Source organism: Euhalothece natronophila Z-M001 (assembly GCF_007904085.1).
Taxonomy (GTDB): Bacteria; Cyanobacteriota; Cyanobacteriia; order Cyanobacteriales; family Rubidibacteraceae; genus Halothece; species Halothece natronophila.
Genome location: NZ_CP042326.1, coordinates 448,117 through 465,700 on the forward strand (window position 1 = coordinate 448,117; position 17,584 = coordinate 465,700).

Here is a 17,584-nt window from a genome sequence, read left to right on the forward strand (position 1 = left end):
TTAACAAATGCGGTCATCCTCTCCTTAATTTAGGGAGGGGATTTTTTATTAGTCATTAGAGACTGTTCCTAAAGAAAATATAAAGAATGGCGCGATTGCCTTTGGCAAATGGCGGAGCCATATCGCTGACCAAAACAGTTCAAACTAGAACTAGAAATAGATGCAACGATTCGCTATGAAGATGACGAAACGTCGCTCCTATCCTACAGACTTAAAGGTCGTAAACGACATATTTTGGTAGATTCTCAGGGATTGCTCCTAGCAGTTGTCGTTAGTGAAGCCAAGAGGCACCGAACGTGTTGGTGGAATGGCTCTTTTACTAGAAGTGGAATCCCAACTCCCCAACTTGTCTTTAATTTGGGTGGATGCTGGGTACCAAGGACCCAACTTTAGCAGGGCAGTCGAGAAGTTAACTCAAGCCCAAGTAGAAGTTGTCAAACGTTCGAGTAAAGCGTTTGAGGTTCTTCCTCGACGATGGGTGGTGGAAAGAACCTTTGCTTGGCTGGTTCAAAATCGACGCTTAGTTATTGATTCAGAGAAATTACCAGAAATCAGTGAAGCTCTCATCAAAGTAGCCATGACTCGCCTGATGTTAAAACGGTTAGCTATGTTTTCAGCTTAGTCTTAAGGTTTATTTTAGGAACAGTCTCTAATGACCAATGACTAATAACTAATGTATCAGCTATCGGTTACGCCCTATAATCGTCCCTTTCGTCAGCCCTTACAAACCAGTCAGGGGGAATGGAAAACACGGAAGGGAATTATTATTGCTTTGGAAGATTCTCAGGGAAGAGTTAGTTATGGGGAAATTGCGCCACTTCCAAGTTTTGGTTCGGAAACCTATGAGGAAGCCTTAAAGTTTTGTTCTCAGTTCTCTCAAGGCATTTCTTTAGCAGCGATTTATCAAATTCCTGAACAGTTCCCTGCTTGTCAGTTTGCTTTTGAGTCAGCGTTAAAGGGGTTAACTGCAACTCAGATTGAAGAGGATGGTTTCGCCTTAAGTTACCTCTTACCTGCGGGAAAAAAGGCTTTAGAAAAATGTCATTATGCGAAAGAACAAGGGCAAAAGACTTGTAAATGGAAGATTGGGGTGTTTTCTTTACAGGAGGAGTTAGCATGGTTTCAACAGCTAATCAATATCCTTCCAGAAGAGATGACATTGCGACTTGATGCCAATGGTGGACTTACGGTTAGTGAGGCGGAACAATGGCTAAAAGTTGCTGATGCGTCTGGACGAGTGGAATTTATTGAACAACCGCTACCTCCCTCTCAGTTTCAGGAAATGCAGGAACTGGCTAAGGGGTTTCAGACGGTTCTCGCTTTGGATGAGTCGGTGGGAACTCTCTCCCAACTAGAAACCTGTTATTTACAAGGATGGCGAGGAGTATTTGTGGTAAAATGCGCGATCGCGGGATATCCTCACTATCTCCGACAATTATGCCAAACCTATCCCCTTGATTTAGTTTTATCTTCAGTAATGGAAACTTCTGTAGCTAGACAAGCTGTTTTCCGACTCGCTACGACACTCTCTCCCCATCGCGCTTTAGGGTTTGGGGTTAACCACTGGTTCTCTGAAAAATCAAGTTGAGCTATGACCTCTTTTCAGCAACTTCAAAAACAATTTAAGGTTTGGACTAGCGAGGATTCGTTACCTAAGCCTTATGCTGACACATTTTTCACCCATACATCTAGACTATACCAAAAAATACAAAATAAGTCAATACTATTTTTAAATACGCAAAATTCCTATCAGTTGATCGCTGGTTTCTTAGTGGGAATTGAGAAAGAGTGCAAGATTTTTTTAGGAAATCCTCAATGGAAACAACAGGAAGAGAAGCAGGTTTTAGAACAAGTTAAACCGAATTTTATTCTTAATGATAAGGGTTTAGAAACAATTACCTCTGTCACTATCACCAAGGAAGCTGCAATTATGATTCCCACTGGTGGTTCTTCGGGAAATATTCGCTTTGTTAGACACAGTTGGGAAACCCTAAGTGCTTCAGTAAAAGGTTTTTGCCAGTATTTTAATCAAGAGACAGTGAACTGTTTTTGTCTGCTTCCCCTTTATCATGTCAGTGGTTTAATGCAGTTGATGCGAAGTTTTCTAAGTGGAGGACATCTGTTTCTTGACTCTTACAAAACCATTGAGACAGCTTGGCGCGATCAAGATTTAGAGACAATTCAGAAACTAGAAACCTTCCCTCAAGAAGAGTATTTTCTCTCTCTCGTTCCAACGCAACTGCAACGATTACTTAACTATGGAGCAGGTAATTGGTTATCTCAATTTAAAACAGTGCTTTTAGGAGGCGCGCCGCCTTGGAAAAGTCTGTTAGATACTGCTAGAGCTTATAACATTCCCATCGCGCTAACCTATGGAATGACCGAAACCGCTTCCCAAGTAGTTACCCTTAAACCCAATGATTTTTTAGTAGGGAATTATAGTGTGGGTCAAGTTTTACCCCATGCCAAAATTTCGATAATCGGGGAAACAGGGGAGAAGTTACCAACAGGAGAAGTAGGAAAAATTACGATTCAAAGTCAATCACTAGGCTTAGGCTATTATGGTGGTTCTAATTGGAATCGAGAAGCATTTGTTACCGATGACTTAGGCTATTTTGATAGCGAGGGATATCTTTATATTGTCGGTCGCAATAGTCGTAAAATTATTACAGGTGGGGAAAATGTTTTTCCTGATGAAGTGGAGGTTGCGATTTTATCAACGGGGTTAGTGAGAGATGTATATGTGTTGGGAATAGAGGATGAAAATTGGGGAGAAGTAGTAACAGCGTTTTATGTGCCAAAAGAGGAAGAAACAATAATCACAGAAATGATTAGACAATTAAAGTTGAACCTTAGTAATTATAAGATTCCCAAGCATTGGCGATGTGTTAGAGAAATTCCTCGTAATAAACAAGGAAAAGTTATTCTTCAGGAGTTACCGTCTTACCATAGTTTTTAAGTCTTTCGTTCCCCGCTAACTCCCTTTTGAAAGAGCGGATCTAAGATGGAAGTTTACAACTGATGGATGTAGGATTGCTATACCTTGGCTATGGTATAATCCGCATTAAAGTATTTAGTATTTAAGATTAATAATGACAGATTTCACCTGTATAAATTGTTGGTCTAATCAAATACAGAATATACAAAAAATTATTGAATCCGAAACCGAAGCTATATATATAAATGAACAAACCTCTTCCAAAGAACCTAGCTTTGATGAAATTGTTAAATCAAGTGATCAGATTAAGATAAATTCACAAACCCGTTTAGCTTATCAATTATCTAACTTAGACATACCAGATGAAACGAGTTTGGTTAATCCAGTAGAGAAAGAGCAATTAATTAATTCAAAGAAAAAACAAGAGAAGCGATTAAACTATCTTAAAAGTATTAAGACAAATAATGATAATTTGAATTATGACATGAATAATTTTTTTAAATACCTATTAATTATTGTAGGCATTACTTGTTTATTTTTAGCGCTAGTAGGTTTAGTTGTGATGATTATAATAGGGAGTGATTATCCATTCTTATTTCTTATTTCTTATTTATTTTTTATTTCTTTGTTGTCTGAACTAGGTATTATTTTGTTTTACTTTGCATTAAGTGTATTAATACAGTTTTTAAATTATTTAAATAATAAAAAATTAGTTAAAGAAATTCAGTCAATCAAACAATCTATTGACCAACTAACTCAGCAAATCATTGAGCTAGAAGATGCGAATGATTTTAATAAAAAACTTCACATTTGGTCAAATCTTTATTATTGCCATGACTGCAATACAGTAATGGAATTAGAAACAAAAATACACAACACTCCAGAAAAAATTAATGATTTAGTCAACGAGTTATACTATAACAGCTATTTTAGGTAGTTCTATTATATAGTAATTTTGGTTCTTCTAGAGTAACTATGATATTTAAATGATGAGTTATTCTTCAGCAGTTACCGTCTTACCGTAGTTTTTAAGTCTTTCGTCTGCACTAACTCCCAAAATTTTCGCTAGCCAAGGAGGAGGAGACTGCGCGATCGCGCTTTGTAATTGAGCTAAAAATTCTCTTGCTTCACCGCCTTCCTCTTTTTTCAAAGGATAAATATTGGCATGAATCACTTTCGCCGCTGCTGGCCCTCCAATAGAAACTAAATAGACAATATCACAATCTTTAATCAAGTTAACGCGGAAAGCAGTTTTCTCTTTTGCTAACTCAGACTCAATGGCCAATCTAACATCAACTAATCGCATTGTCTCTGGTGTTAATTGATAAATCAGATAATAATCGCAAGAACCAAAATGCCCATCTAACTTTTCAGGGTTATTGGAAGACACGGCAACTTGAATTGATTGGGAATTTTCTATTGGCTTCTCAATCGGGAACCAGTCTTGATAATTAACTGTTTCACCGCGTAAAATTGGCACTGCTTCCTCGACACCACTTTGTTCCTCTCCTTCTACTATGGCTTGTAAATCTGCGAGTGTTAGTTGATTGAGAACATCGACACTAAGTTCGGTTTGGAAATGAAGCTGTAAGCCTTCTATTAATGTCTTAGGGGAAAACTGAGATAAAACTTTGATTGCTAAAGTAAGTCTTAAAGCAACCTCTTTGGAAAATTGAGTCATTGGTTCAAGGGATGGCATGATGATCGACACCTCTAGAATTTTGAAATTGTATAATACCAGCATCATATTGAAACAGAAACATATTCTACTGGCATTAAATTAATTAAGAAGGTACTCAAAGCTTGAAACACTAAAGGAGTGCAGTCTGTAAATTTATTTTGGGATCACAGACGAGTCTTTTTGCTGAGTTTAACGGCAAACTTGAAACTGTAAAATCCGTTACAAAATGTAAAAAATTGTGGCAAGACCTTCTCGCTGCTACGGGAAAATTGTAAAATTAGTAACAAAATAAGGTCTAAAAACTCAGGTGACAGTAGCGCGATTCCTGATTGGTGATTGGGCTAAAAAATACTTGTCATCTTAACTAACAATACTCATTAGAGTCTCTAACAATACTTGTGGCTTAGGTTCTAGTCACTTAAAAACCCTTCTATAGAAAGGGATTAACGTTTGAGTACATCCTTAATTAACTAGATGAAGCTCAATGTACTCATCCTTCTTAAGGTTAGAGCAATTAATATGAAATAACAACAATCAGACTATAAATAGGATTACCTTGATTGATGCTTGTCTCTAAGTTAAGTATTAACGGATTTTACATGATACCATTTCGGTATCATCTTGATACCATATTTGATAAAATTCAAGCTGATTGTGGCTAATTAACACTAAAATAATGTCATACTAATACCATGAAAAGATTTACTTTACGATTAAGTGAAGCCGAATATCTAAAGCTCAAAAACTACTGTGATGAACTTCATATTTCCATGAATGATGTGGTTAGACAATTAATCCGAGAGTGGCAACCCAAGCCTGAAATTTCCCTACAAGTAAGAAATCAAGGCAATCAATGAAGACAAACCTACAAACTAGAAGGTGATGAACGATTTTAGTGATTTTAGCCAATTAATGCTTACTTTTAGTTCACTTAAGTCAAGTTGATATTCTTAATCACTTGAGAATCGTGAATTTATTTTATTAATTATTAATAAATATAAAATAAATAAAAAGATTCTTGAAAAACCACTGAAAAATATCATTTGTAACAAAATAGAAAGTTAAAGTTTGTCAATATGTAAAGTCAAAAGTAATTGTCCGATTCAAGAAGGAAATTAACTATGGCTTACACAATTCCTAAGTCTTGTAACAATTGCGGCATCTGTTTACCGCAATGCCCAACCCATGCCATTCAAGTTGATCAAGATGACGAGTATTGGGTAGAAGCTGGGCTTTGTAATAACTGTGACAATAAAAGTAGTAATCCCATTTGTGTCAGCAGTTGCCCTGATCATTTACCATTACCCTTATTAAGTAAAAAAGGAAGATATAAAGAGCAACTAAGGCTTCTACCGACTCATAGTCTTTTTCCTGATGGTGAAACGAATCCCATGGCGACACCGATGGTAATTTGGGAAGCCTGTAATATTCTCGCAAAAGGATCAGATGCCTCTTGGCAAAAAGATGATCAAGATCAACTATACTTCCAACGCCCTGTTAAACAAGGAAAAGGGAAACTAGAATTTTGGCTAACCAATGATGTAATGAACAATGATCCGTCATGTTTGAGTTTCGCTGAAGCTATTTCCACCACTGACGCAATGGATATTCGGGCAGCTGCCTTGCACTTAATTTTTGCGGCTCATGTTGTCAGTATGGAAAAACCTTGGGAAGAGGAGTTTATCATTGATAATAAGCAAATTGAGGAATATTTGGGATTAGATAAACGTAAAGACTTGAGTAAGGCAACAAAATTGAGCTTGATTAAGTCTTTAGTGCAACAACCCTGTCAGCTTCTTACAGCCATTGATTGGCCCCGACAAGGGCGAATTAAGTCCTTTTCTGTTGCTAAAGATCGCATTTGGCATTTAATGGGAATTGATCATCATTTTCAGGAAGATTCCCGTGGCTATAAACATTTATCTGGAATGACATTTCGCATCAAAGCAGGAAATTGGGCAGCGTATTTTCTCAATAAACAGGGGCATAAAAAATCTCTTGCTTTTTATCAATATGGCACTTTGCCGGAATTTATGTTGTCAGCCGTAACCACAATTTGGCATCAACATGAAGGTGCTGTTCGCATGATGCTGTGGTTATTATTTAAAACTAAGATGGGAAGACAACAGCGTCTGACGGTTTCTAAATTGATGGAGGTTGCTTATGGTGAAAAGAAAATTCATGAGGCGTGGTTTAGTCAGGAACGTCGCAAGCGGTTAATTCGCAAGTTTGAAAATGATCTAGAAACTCTCCACCGATACGGGGTTAAACCTGTGTTTGATCCTGTAACTTATCCCCCAAAAATTCAACCTTTGTGGGCAAAATTAGCTGAAATTCCTGATGATGCCGATGAAGCCATGGAGTTTTGGATTAATGATGCTTGTAGTGATACCCAAATTACTGAGGCAGCACCGCGAGGAAAATGGAATTTATTAATGAAAGCTCGGATTTTAGGCTTTGAGTTACCTCCAGAATGGGATCAGCAATTATCCAATTGGGAAAGCAAAAAGGAACAAAAAACGCGCGGTAAAAATCGCACCCAAAGTGTTGGTAACTTGAGTGCGAAGCAAATTTGGAATGCTAGAAAATGTTTAGGAATTAGCCAGAGAAAACTCGCTCAATTAATTGGAAAAAGTCAAAGTTGGGTTCGCGACTTAGAAAAAGGTCGGTTTTCTGCTAAAAGCAATGACTGTGCTAAGTTACAAGAGGTTTTGCAAATTCAATAGTGCAATTGCTTATTTTCTTAAGTAATGGGCTTCTAGTAGGGAGGGAAGATTCTGAGGATCAACATATTTATGCTTGACCTTACCCGGCATTAAGATAAAGCTAGGAGCTTGTTTACATTGTTTTTGGCAACCTGTAAACTCAATGCTAACTTGGTTTTCTAATCCCAAGTTTTTAAGAGTTTCCACTAAAGCCGCATAAAGTTGCTTTCCTCCCTTTTTTGAGCAACTCGATTTACGGCAAATTAAAATCTTTCCTTGTTTAGCCGTGGAAATTGATTGACCCGAGTCAAGTTTTTTGATGTGATCCGCTTTTAATTTTAATTGACATTTTGGGTCTGATTTCTTTTTGTCTAGAGAAACCAAAAGTTTCTCCCCAACTTCAACTTCCTTAGCAACGGGTTTTCGGATTTCTTTGGCTAATTTAATGGCAAGAACCCGTTCTCCCACTTGCAATTGCATATATTTTAATTTATTTTTCGGTTTGGGAATAAAGCCCAGAAACTGACCTTCGATTTGGTGGGCGGTTGATGTCATGATTAAACTCCTAATGAGTGGCAACGAGGGTTTTTTCTTCTTCTAAATCTTTGAAAAGTGGGGTACTCAGATAACGTTCGCCAAAGCTAGGCTGAATCATCACAATGAGTTTTCCTGCGTTTTCGGGTCGTTTGCCCACTTTAATAGCAGCGGCAAGGGCAGCCCCACTGGAAATTCCTGAAAGTAAGCCTTCTTCTCGCGCTAAACGGCGACCATAGTCAATGGCTTCTTCATCGGTAATTGTGATTACTTCATCGATCGCGCTGACATTGAGAATCTCAGGCACAAATCCTGCCCCAATGCCTTGAATTTTATGGCTACCAGAACTTCCTCCTGATAAAACTGGACTACTACTCGGTTCAACCGCGATCGCGCTAAAATCAGATTTACGTTCTTTCAGGGTTTCGGCAATGCCAGTGATAGTTCCGCCAGTGCCAACGCCAGCAATCAGAATATCCACTTCTCCATCAGTATCAGACCAAATTTCTTCGGCGGTTGTGTGACGGTGAATTTCAGGATTAGCAGGATTTTTAAACTGTTGAGGCATAAAACTATTGGGAATAGAGTTAGCGAGAGTTTCTGCATGCGCGATCGCGCCTTTCATGCCATCACTAGCAGGGGTTAACTCTAATTGCGCCCCATAAGCCTTTAACATCGCCCGTCGTTCTAAACTCATACTCTCAGGCATGGTTAAAACCAGTTTATATCCTTTCGCGGCTGCCACCATGGCAAGGGCAATCCCTGTATTGCCAGAAGTGGGTTCAATAATAGTCGTTTCCCCGGGGGTAATTAATCCAGCGTCTTCTGCAGCCTGAATCATACTCACACCAATGCGATCTTTAACCGAACAGGCGGGATTCATCCCTTCTAATTTGACTACAATTTGCGCTAAGCAACCTTCAGCAAAGGGAATCGAATTTAAGCGTACTAAAGGAGTTTTTCCAATTAATTCGGCAATATTGTCAGCAATGTTCATAAGTTATTCACTCCTTAATTGGGTTAACACGAATTGATTATAATTATTTTCAGCTCATCACTGAATCAGTTGATACAGAAGAATCAACTTCTTGATTAGAAGATGAGTTGTTAAAGTCAGGATAAAATCCTAATTGTTTCGAGAGTTCTCGCGCAATAAACATTAAAAATTGAGCGGATTGTTGATTATCATCGTGAGCCATCGCCGTAGCCACTTGGATCAGAGTCTTAATAAACTCTTGGTCAACTAAGTGAAAACTTCCTTCTAAAACTTCTGGTTCTTTTCCATTAGGGCATTGTAGTAAGCGATCAATTAACTCAAAATATTCGTCTTGCCGTTGATTATCTGTCATGATAATTTCCTCCAGTCATTCTTAACATGAAATTGATTAATTTCTGCTATACTAATTTTTCCCCCATCTCCCTTGTCTCCCCCTCTCCTAACTCCCTAGCCGTAGCTAGAGAGTTGTTTCCTTGTCCAATTAAACAGCTAGGGCCTCATGAGTTTGACAATTTTTCGGACAAATGCGAGCGCAGGCTTCACAACCAATGCAATTAGCAAGATTAACAACGGTCATAACATAACGCTCAATATCATCATCATCTTCATCTTCATCTTCAATGAATTCACCAAACTCATTCATGGGTTTTAATCCCAGGACATTACGACCGCAAACTTTATAGCAACGACCGCATCCGAGACAAACTTGTTGATTAATGGCTTGGATAAATTTTGGTTCCCAAGTTGAACCACCTTTTGTTAAACCTGTAAGTGTCGCCATGATTTTTCTCCTCTAATTATAGTTTTCGGGCGTTGAAGGTTTTGGGTAGCTTACTGTCATCAGTTAAACCCTTAAAAGATAATTGCCACCCATTAGCAAGGGTTAAAACCTTGCCTTCAGAAGTTGTTAATTGCTCAACAACTTCCTCTTCGACATCTTTTTTAGGAACATAAACGGATAAATGTCCCAGGGAATTTTTGTGTAACATTACTTTCATGTTGTTGTCCTTTGTTGTTTGTCGTTTGTCCTTCGTAAACCAATGACCAATGACTAATGACTAATGACCAATGACTAATGACTAATGACTATGAAACTAAGTTCAGTAACTCATTGGGAGTTAAATCGCGTTTCAATTCAACGGATAATTTGCGGATAGCATCTAGCAGCGATCGCGCTTCTTCTGAACTTAATTGAATGCCTTGTTGTTGGAAAAAATCAGTAATCAGATGCTTGCCCGAATGTTTTCCAATAACAAAGCGTCTATTTCCTCCTACCTCTTCTGGGGTAAACGGCTCATAAGTAGAAGGATTTTGTAACACGCCATGTCCATGAATCCCAGACTCATGAGCAAAGGCATTTTTCCCGACAATCGCTTTCCATGGGGGGAGTTCCCAGCCCGTGGCTTGAATGACAAATTCGGAGAGAGCTTGCAGTTTCTCGGTATCAATTCCAATTTTGAGACCATAAAGCTGCTTTAAGCCCATGACCACTTCTTCTAAAGCGGCGTTGCCAGCTCTTTCTCCTAACCCATTGACCGTGGTATTCACCGAGGTAGCCCCCGCTCGAATCCCTGCTAAAGCATTAGCAGTGGCGCATCCCAAATCATTATGGGTGTGCATTTCCACAGGAATGGTCAACTGTTCCACCAGTTGTTCCACTTGAGAGTAAGTGGAAAAAGGATCAAGAACGCCTACGGTATCACAAAAGCGAAATCGTGATGCTCCCCACGCTTGAGCCATTGATGCCAGTTTTAAGAGAAAGGAAGTATCAGCACGAGAAGAATCTTCCCCTCCCACAGACACATATAAGCCGCGATCGCGCCCATAAGTAATCGCCTTTTGGAGTGCATCCAGCACCCGTTGACGACTCCCTTGGAACTTAATATTGATCTGGAGGTCAGAAACAGGAACTGAAATATGCACCCGTTGTAACCCACAAGCTAAAGAGGCATCGAGATCAGACGTTAAAGCACGATTCCAACCGATTAGTCGAGACTTTAAACCGAGGCGAGTCATTTGCGTAATGGCTTCAGCTTCGGCTCCACCCATTGCTGGAACGCCTACTTCCAACTCTTGCACCCCGATCGCGCTCATTAAGCTGGCAAAAGCGACTTTTTCCTCAACGGTAAAGACAACCCCTGCTGCTTGTTCTCCATCGCGGAGAGTTGTATCGTTAACTTGAATGGGTGGCATAATTATTGTCCTTTGTTGTTTGTCCTTTGTTGTTTGTCCTTCGTCCTTCGTAAACTAATGACTAATGACCAATGACTAATTACCAAGGGTTAAGCTATCGTTAGCTAAGAAGTGTTCAAGATGAAACGCTCGTTCTTCCGTTGCTAAGAGGATTTGCTCGTATAAGTAACGGGTAGCGCGATCGCCGACACTTTCTACTTGCGCCGCTTGACGACGAAGTAACTCAATAACTTGCTGTTCTGCTTCGAGATCGTGTTCGATCATTTGCCGACAAGCGAAAATGCCATCAGTTTCAGGAGTAAAACAACAAAACGCTGCCAACTTCTCAAAACTAGCAACAGGGGTTCCACCTAAGCCATTGAGACGTTCTCCAAGCTCATGAGCGTGACCTTGTACCGCCTCATAGCTTTCTTGAAAATACTGGTGAATGGAATAAAACTCCGACCCTTCTACCACAAAATGATGTTTCTGGTATTGTAAGTAAAGAGCCTGAAAACTTGCCAGAGCAATATTTAAGCCCTCACAAATTGAGACGACAATTCCTTTATCTAAAAGAATCGGATTGGCGCTTACGTCGCCAAAAGATTGAACCGCTGTTTTCTGTGTCATGGATTTAGACTCCTAATTATTAGATATGGATAAGATTGGGGTACTCCAGCATCGCTCTAACCAAGTTGCTAATTCATGGCGAGAGCTAACAAATTGCTGAATGGTACTTCGCAGTAAGTGTGCTTCTACCGTGGTTTGAATTTCAACCCAGAGGCTTCCATCGTCAGGACAGCAACAGGCAATATTTAATTCTTGGAGACGGCGATAAACACACCAGCGATCGCTACGATTAATTTTGATCACCTTAGTGACCAGTGCATCAGGATGAGTTAATTGATTCATGATTCTGGGCTTGATAGAACGATAATTGTTGTACTTGCTGTTCCAAACTCTCAATGCGTTCAAGGAGAGAACGAATTGTTTTCACATCAGGATCAGGAAGTTTTCCGTGTTCAAGGGGACAACCGTAACCTGTCTTAGAAACAATCCGCCCTGGAACTCCTACAACCGTGCAGTCATCTGGAACATCTTGCAGGACAATAGAACCAGCCCCAACTCGGACATAGTTCCCAATTTGGAGATTCCCTAAAATCTTTGCCCCTGCACCGACAACCACCTCTTGTCCAAGGGTGGGATGACGTTTTCCCGTTTCTTTACCCGTACCACCGAGGGTGACATTTTGATAAATTAAACAATAATCCCCAACAATGGCAGTTTCACCAATAACCACTCCCATTCCGTGATCAATAAAGACCCCTTTTCCAATCGCAGCACCAGGATGAATTTCAATACCAGTGATAAATCTTCCGAAATGAGAGAGTAAACGGGGTAATAAAGGGAATCGCTTTTGCCAAAGCCAACTCGCCACCCGATGTAATATCAACGCATGAACCCCAGGATAGCAGAGTAAAACCTCTAGCCAATTTTTGGCTGCAGGATCGCGATCAAAGATAATCTTCAAGTCTGTCGCGATCGCGAGCTTTGGACTATTTTCTCGTTTACTAGGAATAGTGAATGATCGTTGCATGACTTTTATCGGAGAGGTGAGCTGGTGTTTGCTCTCTATGTATATTGCTTATAGCAAGGAAGGATTAACGAGGTCTTGTCATCGCAAAAGGTTAGATTCATTAGGTTTATTAGATGTACTCATTAATTTGAAACCCCCTTGAAATAAGGATGTAAGACGGTAAAAAATTTTTTTGGGGGGATGGAGACGATTATTTTTCAGGGTAGGGGTGAGTCTCCTCAACTCAAGCCCCTAGTCTTTAAGACTTATTTAATACTTGCTTATAACTCTGACTAGCTGAGGAACTGATAGCAATACTTTAAAAATAAATTGGTACTCATAGATTTTTTTAAGGTTTTATAATAGAAGTCAGTATTTATCAATTTTGTAGTATTAGTTACTGTTTATTTTCAAAAAAAAAGAATTTTAATGTACTCATTTCTAGCAAACTGTTACATTAAATACAAGCGATAAAAGGAAAAGATAGTGAGTATAATAAACACTAGTCCTTTCAGAAATAAGCACTAGTCGCCATGGCGAAAAAACCCGTTACTTGTCCCAAAATAGATTTCTTTCCCTCGCCACAGCTAGTTTCTAAAGGGATGAGTACATTCTAATAAAATTAATAAACCTAACCAAGTACAAGTTTACCCTTTCTCAAAATAGCAACTGCTATAACTGACCATAACGTTATCGAATATCTTTGAATTTAAACCTCAGAAAAACTGAGATTTTTATAATTATCATTCGATTTGTAGTTCTAGCTAACTTGTTACCTTGTATTTGCGGAATTTAATTCAATGTCACCAACTACTAACGAAAGTCTTAAAAGAGTAAGTAACGCAATCAAATCCTCATCAAACTGTGGAAGTGGTTGCAGTCCAGCAACTTCTCCTGAACTTGATCCGAAAGTTCAAGAAAGAGTTGAAAATCATCCCTGCTATAGCGAGGATGCTCATCATCACTATGCTCGGATGCACGTCGCTGTTGCCCCGGCTTGTAACATTCAGTGTAATTTTTGCAATCGCAAATATGATTGTGCCAATGAAAGTCGCCCGGGGGTCGTCAGTGAACTTCTTTCTCCAGAAGAAGCGGCTCATAAAGTGTTGGTAGTGGCTGGCCAAATTCCGCAAATGAGTGTTTTAGGAATCGCGGGCCCTGGCGATCCACTAGCAAACCCCAAAGAAACCTTCCGTACCTTTGAACTCGTCAAAGAAAAAGCCCCTGATATCAAACTTTGCTTATCCACTAATGGGCTTATGCTTCCCGATTACGTGGAACGCATCAAAGAATTAGAAATTGATCATGTCACCATTACCATCAACATGATTGATCCCAAAATTGGGGCAGAAATTTATCCTTGGGTGCGCTATAACCGCAAGGGCTGGACAGGAGAAGAGGCTTCCAAAATTCTGCACGAACGGCAGATGGAAGGATTACAAGCCCTAAAAGAAGCAGATATTCTCTGCAAAGTTAACTCAGTGATGATTCCGGGGATTAATGATCAACATCTGGCGGAAGTCGATGAAGTCGTCCGCGCTAAAGGAGCATTTATTCACAATATCATGCCTCTGGTTTCTGCTCCTGAACATGGCACTCACTTTGGGTTAATTGGACAAAGAGGCCCCACCCCCAAAGAACTTAAAACCCTACAAGATAATTGTTCTGGGAATATGAAAATGATGCGTCACTGTCGTCAGTGTCGCGCTGATGCCGTGGGCTTACTTGGGGAAGATCGCTCTAAGGAATTTACCAAAGAGAAAATGCTGGAGATGACCCCAGAATACAATCTGGAAAAACGCCAAGAAGTTCATGCTGACATCAAGCACATTCAAGATGCCATGAAAACGGCAAAAGCAGAAAAAGTCACTGCTAATAAGCAACGAGGAGAAAAAATATTAGTCGCTGTAGCCACTAAAGGCGGTGGCGTTGTTAATCAGCATTTTGGTCATGCCAAAGAGTTCCAAATTTTTGAAGTTGATGGCGTAGAAGCCAACTTCGTGGGACATCGTAAGGTTGATCATTACTGTCAAGGGGGTTACGGCGAAGAAGCAACCCTCAACAACATTATTGAGACCATCCAAGACTGTAAAGCTGTTCTTGCCCTCAAAATTGGTGATTGTCCCCAAGACTTTCTACAAAAAGCTGGCGTTCAGCCGGTTGAAGGTTACGACACCATTAATGCTTTAGCGTTGAAATTCTACGAAGAATCTATGGTTAGTCATTAGTCATTAGTCATCAGTCATTGGTCACTGGTTTACGAAGGATAAAGGACGAAGGACAAAGGACGAAGGACAAAGGACAAAGGACAAACAACAAAGGACAAATAATAAAGGAGAAAAACAATGAGTTATGTAATTTCTGACAACTGTATTGCTTGTGGTAGCTGTTTATCCCAATGCCCCACCGGAGCCATTAGCCAAAATGATAACGGTAAATTTGCGATTGATCCTAATGCTTGTAACCACTGTGTTGGCTTTTATGGTGTTCCCCAATGTATGTCAGTTTGCCCAACCAAAGATAGCTGTAGTCCCAGTCTCGCAAGTGTGATTCCAGCAACAGAAGGGAAATATTGGGATCGCTGGTTTGGGACTTATGAGCATTTGACTGCGCGACTCCAAGCCAAACAAGAAACCCGATATTGGCAAAATTGGTTTGATGTTTATTCCGAAAAATTAGAACGCTTAATGGTTAGTCATTAGTCATTGGTCATTAGTCGTTTATTTGCAAACAACAAAGGATACCAGAGAAATGAATGAGCCGATTTATTTTGATAATAATGCCACCACCAAAATAGATGAAGAGGTCATCGCAACGATGCTTCCTTATCTCCAGACCTATTATGGAAACCCCTCTAGTATGCACACCTTCGGCGGACAAGTCGGTCGCGCTGTCAGAGAGGCAAGAGGTCAGGTTGCGTCTTTACTCGGGGCGCAGGAATCAGAAATTATCTTTACCAGTTGTGGCACAGAAGGGGATAATGCGGCTATTCTCGCAGCCCTCAAAGCCCAGCCGAATAAAAAACAGATTATTACCACTAAGGTAGAACATCCTGCGGTTTTAAATCTGTGTCGAAAACTGGAAAAAGAGGGCTATGTTGTTACCTATCTTGGAGTTGATAGTAAAGGTCAACTTGATTTAGGGGAACTAGAAGCCGCCTTAACCAATGACACAGCCGTTGTTTCCATTATGTATGCGAACAACGAAACTGGCGTAGTCTTTCCCATTGAAGAAATTGGACAGCGAGTTAAGGCGTATGGGGCTTTATTTCATGTGGATGCGGTGCAAGCCGTGGGAAAAATTCCCTTCAATTTAGAAACCAGTTCCATTGATTTCCTGACTCTCTCTGGTCACAAAATTCATGCCCCAAAAGGAATTGGCGCGTTATATGTTCGTAAAGGTGTGCGCTTTCGTCCCCATTTGATTGGAGGACATCAAGAACGAGGGCGTAGAGGGGGAACGGAAAATGTCCCTGCGATTGTGGCGCTGGGAAAAGCCGCAGAACTGGCTAGAAAACATTTACCGAGTGTTGCTGAAGAACAGCGTTTACGGGACAAGTTAGAACAAGGCATTCTGGCGACTATTCCTGATGCTGCGGTGAATGGAGATCCGATTAACCGTTTACCGAATACCAGCAATATTGGTTTTAAGTACATCGAAGGAGAAGCAATTTTACTGTCTCTTGATCAATATGGGATTTGTGCATCTTCTGGTTCGGCTTGTACGTCCGGGTCGCTTGAACCGTCTCATGTTCTTCAGGCGTTAGGGCTTCCTTATACCGTTTTACATGGTTCAATTCGGTTTAGTCTTTCTCGCTTTACCACCGAAGCAGAAATCGATCGCGCTTTAGATGTTTTACCCAGAATTATCAATCGTCTCCGCGACCTCTCTCCTTTTAATAATGACAATGCGGACTGGTTAAAAGAACAGTCATTAGCGGTTAGTCATTAGTTATTGGTCATTGGTCATTGGTCATTAGTCATTAGTCATTGGTTTACAAACAAAGGACGAAGGACAAACAACAAAGGACAAACAACAAAGGACAAAATCATGTGGGACTATACAGAAAAAGTTATGGAATACTTCCATCATCCTCGTAATCAAGGAGCGATTACTGAGCAAAAGGAAGGAGAAAAAATTGTTACTGGGGAAGTAGGAAGTATTGCTTGTGGTGATGCTTTAAAGCTTCATCTCAAAATTGATGAGGCAACAAAAACGATTGCTGAAGCAACCTTTCAAACCTTTGGTTGTGCTAGCGCGATCGCGTCTTCTTCAGCGTTAACTGAACTCTTAAAAGGAAAAACAGTCGAAGAAGCCCTCAACGTTACCAATCACGAAATTACCGAATTTCTAGGGGGATTGCCTGAAGAAAAAATGCACTGCTCTGTTATGGGGCAAGAAGCCTTAGAAGCAGCCATTTATAACTACAAGGGGATTCCTCTAGATAATCACGAAGAATCTGAAGGAAATATTATATGTAGCTGTTTTGGTATCTCTGATACAAAAATTAAGCGTGTTATTCGTGATAATAAAATAACAACCGCAGAACAAGTTACAAACTATGTGAAAGCGGGAGGCGGTTGCAGCACTTGTTTACCAGAAATAGATGATATTCTTGCTGAAATTGCCACAGAAGAAGAAAAAAGTCTAGAAGTTGCAAACAAGATTCGTACGCAACCAGCCGTCTTAACAAACCTGCAAAAAATCAACCTAATTCAGCAGGTTATCACCGAACAAATTCGACCCATCTTAATTGAAGATGGCGGTGATTTAGAACTATTTGATGTCGAAGGCGATGTGGTTAAAGTAATTCTTAAAGGAGCTTGCGATGGCTGTGCTTCCTCCACAGAAACTTTAAAAAATGCCATTGAAAATACACTCCAAGAAGCCATTTTACCCACTCTCACTGTAGAAGCTGTCTAACCTAATGTTTTTATCAATTTTCTTTCCCCATAATCCCTATCAGTTGCGAGAGCGACCC

General features: G+C 40.0%; 20 protein-coding genes. 10 read left to right on the forward strand and 10 right to left on the reverse strand.

All coding sequences use genetic code 11. The features are described from left to right. Positions 1 to 274: 274 nt before the first annotated feature. The 4 genes from FRE64_RS02025 (at position 275) to FRE64_RS02040 (ending at position 3,875) form a co-directional block, all read left to right on the forward strand. The gene (locus FRE64_RS02025; RefSeq protein ID WP_146294429.1) at positions 275 to 622 is read left to right on the forward strand and encodes a transposase; all 348 of its coding nucleotides are present in this window, start codon (positions 275 to 277) and stop codon (positions 620 to 622) included. Between the two features lie 51 nt (positions 623 to 673). Further along, on the forward strand, positions 674 to 1,588 hold the full coding sequence (locus FRE64_RS02030; protein WP_146294430.1) for an o-succinylbenzoate synthase: 915 nt from the start codon (positions 674 to 676) through the stop codon (positions 1,586 to 1,588). Between the two features lie 3 nt (positions 1,589 to 1,591). After that, positions 1,592 to 2,959 carry an AMP-binding protein gene (locus FRE64_RS02035; protein WP_146294431.1) on the forward strand — a complete coding sequence of 456 codons (1,368 nt, stop codon included), beginning with the start codon at positions 1,592 to 1,594 and terminating at the stop codon, positions 2,957 to 2,959. Positions 2,960 to 3,092: 133 nt separating this feature from the next. Beyond that, positions 3,093 to 3,875, forward strand: a complete 783-nt coding sequence (locus FRE64_RS02040) for a hypothetical protein (protein ID WP_146294432.1) — start codon at positions 3,093 to 3,095, stop codon at positions 3,873 to 3,875. Positions 3,876 to 3,932: 57 nt separating this feature from the next. On the opposite strand, the gene FRE64_RS02045 is transcribed toward FRE64_RS02040, so the two are convergent. Next, positions 3,933 to 4,619 (reverse strand): NifB/NifX family molybdenum-iron cluster-binding protein, encoded by a 687-nt coding sequence (locus FRE64_RS02045; protein WP_146294433.1) that lies wholly within the window; start codon positions 4,617 to 4,619, stop codon positions 3,933 to 3,935. A 692-nt stretch (positions 4,620 to 5,311) separates the two neighbouring features. Between FRE64_RS02045 and FRE64_RS02050 the strand changes: the two genes are divergently transcribed. Both FRE64_RS02050 and FRE64_RS02055 read left to right on the forward strand, forming a co-directional pair. After that, positions 5,312 to 5,476 carry a CopG family transcriptional regulator gene (locus tag FRE64_RS02050; protein ID WP_146294434.1) on the forward strand — a complete coding sequence of 55 codons (165 nt, stop codon included), beginning with the start codon at positions 5,312 to 5,314 and terminating at the stop codon, positions 5,474 to 5,476. Positions 5,477 to 5,740: 264 nt separating this feature from the next. Next, on the forward strand, positions 5,741 to 7,345 hold the full coding sequence (locus tag FRE64_RS02055) for a helix-turn-helix domain-containing protein (RefSeq protein ID WP_146294435.1): 1,605 nt from the start codon (positions 5,741 to 5,743) through the stop codon (positions 7,343 to 7,345). A gap of 9 nt (positions 7,346 to 7,354) precedes the next feature. On the opposite strand, the gene FRE64_RS02060 is transcribed toward FRE64_RS02055, so the two are convergent. The 9 genes from FRE64_RS02060 to cysE all read right to left on the reverse strand — a co-directional run bounded on the left by FRE64_RS02060 (position 7,355) and on the right by cysE (position 12,624). Continuing rightward, on the reverse strand, positions 7,355 to 7,879 hold the full coding sequence (locus tag FRE64_RS02060) for a (2Fe-2S) ferredoxin domain-containing protein (protein ID WP_146294436.1): 525 nt from the start codon (positions 7,877 to 7,879) through the stop codon (positions 7,355 to 7,357). Positions 7,880 to 7,889: 10 nt separating this feature from the next. Then, positions 7,890 to 8,855 (reverse strand): cysteine synthase A, encoded by a 966-nt coding sequence (cysK, locus tag FRE64_RS02065; protein ID WP_146294437.1) that lies wholly within the window; start codon positions 8,853 to 8,855, stop codon positions 7,890 to 7,892. 49 nt (positions 8,856 to 8,904) lie between these two features. Then, positions 8,905 to 9,207, reverse strand: a complete 303-nt coding sequence (locus FRE64_RS02070) for a hypothetical protein (RefSeq protein ID WP_146294438.1) — start codon at positions 9,205 to 9,207, stop codon at positions 8,905 to 8,907. A gap of 129 nt (positions 9,208 to 9,336) precedes the next feature. Beyond that, the gene (gene fdxB / locus FRE64_RS02075) at positions 9,337 to 9,636 is read right to left on the reverse strand and encodes a ferredoxin III, nif-specific (protein WP_146294439.1); all 300 of its coding nucleotides are present in this window, start codon (positions 9,634 to 9,636) and stop codon (positions 9,337 to 9,339) included. Between the two features lie 16 nt (positions 9,637 to 9,652). Further along, positions 9,653 to 9,853 carry a putative nitrogen fixation protein NifT gene (gene nifT / locus FRE64_RS02080; protein WP_146294440.1) on the reverse strand — a complete coding sequence of 67 codons (201 nt, stop codon included), beginning with the start codon at positions 9,851 to 9,853 and terminating at the stop codon, positions 9,653 to 9,655. Between the two features lie 88 nt (positions 9,854 to 9,941). Next, complete coding sequence (nifV, locus tag FRE64_RS02085) at positions 9,942 to 11,048, reverse strand: homocitrate synthase (RefSeq protein ID WP_146294441.1); 1,107 nt, start codon at positions 11,046 to 11,048, stop codon at positions 9,942 to 9,944. A 75-nt stretch (positions 11,049 to 11,123) separates the two neighbouring features. After that, complete coding sequence (locus tag FRE64_RS02090) at positions 11,124 to 11,657, reverse strand: DNA starvation/stress protection protein DpsA (RefSeq protein ID WP_146294442.1); 534 nt, start codon at positions 11,655 to 11,657, stop codon at positions 11,124 to 11,126. 12 nt (positions 11,658 to 11,669) lie between these two features. Next, positions 11,670 to 11,939, reverse strand: a complete 270-nt coding sequence (locus FRE64_RS02095) for an Asr1405/Asl0597 family protein (RefSeq protein WP_146294443.1) — start codon at positions 11,937 to 11,939, stop codon at positions 11,670 to 11,672. Further along, positions 11,917 to 12,624 (reverse strand): serine O-acetyltransferase, encoded by a 708-nt coding sequence (cysE, locus tag FRE64_RS02100; protein ID WP_146294444.1) that lies wholly within the window; start codon positions 12,622 to 12,624, stop codon positions 11,917 to 11,919. Before cysE ends, FRE64_RS02095 begins: the two co-directional genes overlap by 23 nt. Positions 12,625 to 13,403: 779 nt before the next feature. Between cysE and nifB the strand changes: the two genes are divergently transcribed. The 4 genes from nifB (at position 13,404) to nifU (ending at position 17,526) form a co-directional block, all read left to right on the forward strand. Then, the gene (gene nifB / locus FRE64_RS02105) at positions 13,404 to 14,831 is read left to right on the forward strand and encodes a nitrogenase cofactor biosynthesis protein NifB (RefSeq protein WP_146294445.1); all 1,428 of its coding nucleotides are present in this window, start codon (positions 13,404 to 13,406) and stop codon (positions 14,829 to 14,831) included. Between the two features lie 117 nt (positions 14,832 to 14,948). Further along, complete coding sequence (locus tag FRE64_RS02110) at positions 14,949 to 15,305, forward strand: 4Fe-4S binding protein (RefSeq protein ID WP_146294446.1); 357 nt, start codon at positions 14,949 to 14,951, stop codon at positions 15,303 to 15,305. A gap of 49 nt (positions 15,306 to 15,354) precedes the next feature. Further along, entirely contained in the window at positions 15,355 to 16,554 is a 1,200-nt protein-coding gene (nifS, locus tag FRE64_RS02115; protein WP_146294447.1) for a cysteine desulfurase NifS, read from the forward strand. A gap of 99 nt (positions 16,555 to 16,653) precedes the next feature. Further along, positions 16,654 to 17,526: a Fe-S cluster assembly protein NifU gene (gene nifU, locus FRE64_RS02120; protein ID WP_146294448.1), complete on the forward strand. Its 873-nt coding sequence runs from the start codon at positions 16,654 to 16,656 to the stop codon at positions 17,524 to 17,526. Positions 17,527 to 17,584 lie beyond the last annotated feature (58 nt).

Bases quoted from the DNA above. Each gene is read 5' to 3' on its own strand.
- FRE64_RS02055 (WP_146294435.1), top strand. From the start codon at position 5,741: ATGGCTTACACAATTCCTAAGTCTTGTAACAATTGCGGCATCTGTTTA.
- cysK (WP_146294437.1), bottom strand. From the start codon at position 8,855: ATGAACATTGCTGACAATATTGCCGAATTAATTGGAAAAACTCCTTTA.
- FRE64_RS02110 (WP_146294446.1), top strand. From the start codon at position 14,949: ATGAGTTATGTAATTTCTGACAACTGTATTGCTTGTGGTAGCTGTTTA.
- FRE64_RS02070 (WP_146294438.1), bottom strand. From the start codon at position 9,207: ATGACAGATAATCAACGGCAAGACGAATATTTTGAGTTAATTGATCGC.
- FRE64_RS02060 (WP_146294436.1), bottom strand. From the start codon at position 7,879: ATGACATCAACCGCCCACCAAATCGAAGGTCAGTTTCTGGGCTTTATT.
- FRE64_RS02095 (WP_146294443.1), bottom strand. From the start codon at position 11,939: ATGAATCAATTAACTCATCCTGATGCACTGGTCACTAAGGTGATCAAA.
- nifS (WP_146294447.1), top strand. From the start codon at position 15,355: ATGAATGAGCCGATTTATTTTGATAATAATGCCACCACCAAAATAGAT.
- fdxB (WP_146294439.1), bottom strand. From the start codon at position 9,636: ATGGCGACACTTACAGGTTTAACAAAAGGTGGTTCAACTTGGGAACCA.
- nifU (WP_146294448.1), top strand. From the start codon at position 16,654: ATGTGGGACTATACAGAAAAAGTTATGGAATACTTCCATCATCCTCGT.
- FRE64_RS02045 (WP_146294433.1), bottom strand. From the start codon at position 4,619: ATGACTCAATTTTCCAAAGAGGTTGCTTTAAGACTTACTTTAGCAATC.
- nifT (WP_146294440.1), bottom strand. From the start codon at position 9,853: ATGAAAGTAATGTTACACAAAAATTCCCTGGGACATTTATCCGTTTAT.
- nifV (WP_146294441.1), bottom strand. From the start codon at position 11,048: ATGCCACCCATTCAAGTTAACGATACAACTCTCCGCGATGGAGAACAA.
- FRE64_RS02030 (WP_146294430.1), top strand. From the start codon at position 674: ATGTATCAGCTATCGGTTACGCCCTATAATCGTCCCTTTCGTCAGCCC.
- FRE64_RS02090 (WP_146294442.1), bottom strand. From the start codon at position 11,657: ATGACACAGAAAACAGCGGTTCAATCTTTTGGCGACGTAAGCGCCAAT.
- FRE64_RS02035 (WP_146294431.1), top strand. From the start codon at position 1,592: ATGACCTCTTTTCAGCAACTTCAAAAACAATTTAAGGTTTGGACTAGC.
- FRE64_RS02050 (WP_146294434.1), top strand. From the start codon at position 5,312: ATGAAAAGATTTACTTTACGATTAAGTGAAGCCGAATATCTAAAGCTC.
- nifB (WP_146294445.1), top strand. From the start codon at position 13,404: ATGTCACCAACTACTAACGAAAGTCTTAAAAGAGTAAGTAACGCAATC.
- FRE64_RS02040 (WP_146294432.1), top strand. From the start codon at position 3,093: ATGACAGATTTCACCTGTATAAATTGTTGGTCTAATCAAATACAGAAT.
- cysE (WP_146294444.1), bottom strand. From the start codon at position 12,624: ATGCAACGATCATTCACTATTCCTAGTAAACGAGAAAATAGTCCAAAG.